The sequence below is a fragment of the Bradyrhizobium sp. genome (genome assembly GCF_016462955.1).
GTDB lineage: Bacteria > Pseudomonadota > Alphaproteobacteria > Rhizobiales > Xanthobacteraceae > Bradyrhizobium.
Genome location: NZ_JAEMSD010000725.1, coordinates 1 through 2,673, shown reverse-complemented (window position 1 = coordinate 2,673; position 2,673 = coordinate 1). Strand labels below are relative to the sequence as shown.

The following is a 2,673-nucleotide window of genomic DNA, read 5'->3' as shown; positions in this document are numbered from 1 at the left end:
GCACAATTTCGGAAAGCAGTCTTTCCGCAATGCGGAAATTAGTTAACGAAGTGCCTGACCGATCCCGGAATTCCGGACTTATGTTGCCGACTTTGCCCGGACTACTACGGACATTCTTCGCCGTGCCGCTTAGCGAGCTATTCAGGCTCGCGAGGCTAGGTTGCGCAAGGTTTCCTCCAACGATCCGGCCAATCCTCCCGATGTATCGATTCCGATCAGCCAGATCCGTCGTCCTGACCATCGTGCTTCTTGCCGCGGCCACGCTCCCGGCCAGGGGCGACGAGGCCGGCGTCAGCGTGGATACGATCCTGTTCGGTCAGGCCGCGGTTCTGGAGGGCCCCTCCTCCATGCTCGGGCGGCGCATGCGCCAAGGCATCGTCGCGGCGTTCACCGAGATCAACGCCAAGGGCGGCGTCCACGGCCGCAAGCTGCAACTCGTCAGCCGTGACGACGGCTACGATCCCGACCGCTCCGCGGCGCAGACGCTGAGCCTGATCGACGATGACAAGGTGTTCGCGCTGATTGGCGCGGTGGGCACGCCGACTGCGATGGCGACGATTCCGATCACCAGCGTCAGGAACGTCCCCTTCATCGGCCCTTTCACCGGTGCCGAATTCCTGCGCGATCTGGAGCTTCCGAACGTCGTCAACATCCGCGCGAGCTATGGCGCGGAGGCGGAAGCCTGGATCAAGCATCTCACCGAGGATCGCAGGTTCACCCGCATCGGCATCTTCTACCAGGACGATTCCTTCGGCCGCGACGGTCTTCTCGGCGTGAAGCGTGCGCTCGCCAGACGCGGCCTCGAGCTCGCCGCCGAAGGCACTTTCGAGCGCAACACCCGCGCGGTCGCCCAGGCCTGGCGGATGATCAAGCGCGCCGACCCGGAGGCCATCGTGATGGTCGGGACCTACGGGCCCTGCGCGGAGTTCATCAAGCTCGCACGCCGCAGCGGCGCCGATCCGACCTTCGTCAACATCTCCTTCGTCGGCGCCAACGCGCTCGCCGCCGAACTCGGCCCCGAGGGCGAAGGCGTCATCGTCTCGCAGGTCGTACCGTTTCCCTGGGACCGCTCGCTCAAGCTCGTCGCCGACTACCAGGCGGCGCAGAAGGCGTTCGATCCGGCGTTGACGCCGGATTTCGTGTCGCTGGAAGGCTACCTCGCCGGACGCCTCGCGGCCGCCGCGCTGGAAAAGGCCGGTTCCAACCCCACGCGTGCAAACCTGCTGCGCGCAATCAACGATGTCGGCCGTTTCGACATCAGCGGCAGCACCGTCACCGTCGGCACGCGCATGCTCGACACGCCGCCGAAGGTGTTCCTGACGGTGATCCAGAAGGACCGTACGTTCAAGGCGGTGGACCGGCTTTAGGACTGCCGCGATGGGCCGCCCGGCATGGCCTGCCCCATTTTGCCGCAGCGTGATCCAGAGCACAGACCGACTCATGGTGCAGACCTATAAGAGATGACATCATCGCGCGCATTGCCGATGGAGGTGACTTCATGCGCCGTCCCGTTCTTCGTAGTTTGTTTCTCGCATCCGGTGTTCTCGCCCTCGCCCAATTGACCACCCCAACGGAGGCCGCCGCGGAAGCGCGGCTTGCGCTGGTGATCGGTCAGTCGGCCTATCGCACCGTCCCGGAGCTGCCCAACGCCGCCAACGACGCCAAGGGCATGACGGAACTGCTCGGCAATGCCGGCTTCACCGTCACCACCGCCGCCAACCTGGCGCAGACCGACATGCGCGCCGCGATCTCGGACTTCGCCGGCAAGGTCAGTGCCAGCGGCCCCGACACGGTCGCCCTGGTGTTCTATGCCGGCCACGGGCTTCAGATCGACGGCGAGAACTATCTCGTTCCGGTCGATCTCGATCCCAAGCGCGAGGCGGACATTCCGCTCCAGGGCGTGCGGCTGAACGACATGCTCAACACGCTCGGCGCGCTGCCGACGCGGGCGCGCATCTTCATGCTGGATGCCTGCCGCAACAATCCGTTCCCCGCGCTCCGCGGCGCCGGCCACGGTCTTGCGATCGTCGACACCAAGGCCGGTGCGCCCGGCTCTTTCATCTCCTATTCGACCTCGCCCGGCGCCGAAGCCGAAGACGGCAACGGCCTCGACAGCCCCTACACGGCGGCCGTGCTGACGGTTGCCAAGCAGCCCAATCTGCCGATCGAGGAAATGTTTAAGCGCATCCGCGTTGCCGTGGCGCAATCGACCGACGGCCGGCAGATCCCCTGGGAAAGCTCGTCCCTGACCACCGACTTCAGGTTCTTCGGCGAGAGCAGCGGCAGCACGCCCGTTCTTCCCGGCGCATCCGCGATGGCGCTCGCCGGCGGCACGCGCAGCCTCGAAGACTGGCGCAAGGAGTTACGAGGCAAGCCGGCCATGGTCGCCTACGAGCTCGTGATCACCGAGGACACCGTCGAGGCGTATCAGGCCTATATCGAGCTCTACGCGCAGGACACCCGGACGCCGCGCCTGCGCACGGTGCTCGAGCGCCGCCGCCAGATGCTGGCCTGGGAGCGCGCCACCGCGATCAACACCCGCGCTTCGTTCGAGGCCTACCTTGTGAACTGGGACAATAGCGACCTGGCTGCAACGGCTCGCCGGTTGCTGCAGCGCGTCCAGAACCGCAATTACGGCCAACCCGTCGCGGCTGCTTCGACACCCGTCCCGGT

The 2,673-nt window shown here is 65.8% G+C and carries 2 protein-coding genes; both read left to right on the top strand.

The genetic code is table 11. The annotated features are described in order from the left end of the window. Positions 1 to 200 precede the first annotated feature (200 nt). A complete protein-coding gene (locus JHD07_RS37455) occupies positions 201 to 1,367 on the top strand; it encodes an ABC transporter substrate-binding protein (RefSeq protein WP_291631334.1) in 1,167 nt (388 codons plus the stop codon). Positions 1,368 to 1,498: 131 nt separating this feature from the next. Then, positions 1,499 to 2,673: caspase family protein (locus tag JHD07_RS37450; protein WP_291631332.1), on the top strand; the 1,175-nt coding region annotated here is incomplete at its 3' end.

Bases quoted from the DNA above. Each gene is read 5' to 3' on its own strand.
- JHD07_RS37455 (WP_291631334.1), top strand. From the start codon at position 201: ATGTATCGATTCCGATCAGCCAGATCCGTCGTCCTGACCATCGTGCTT.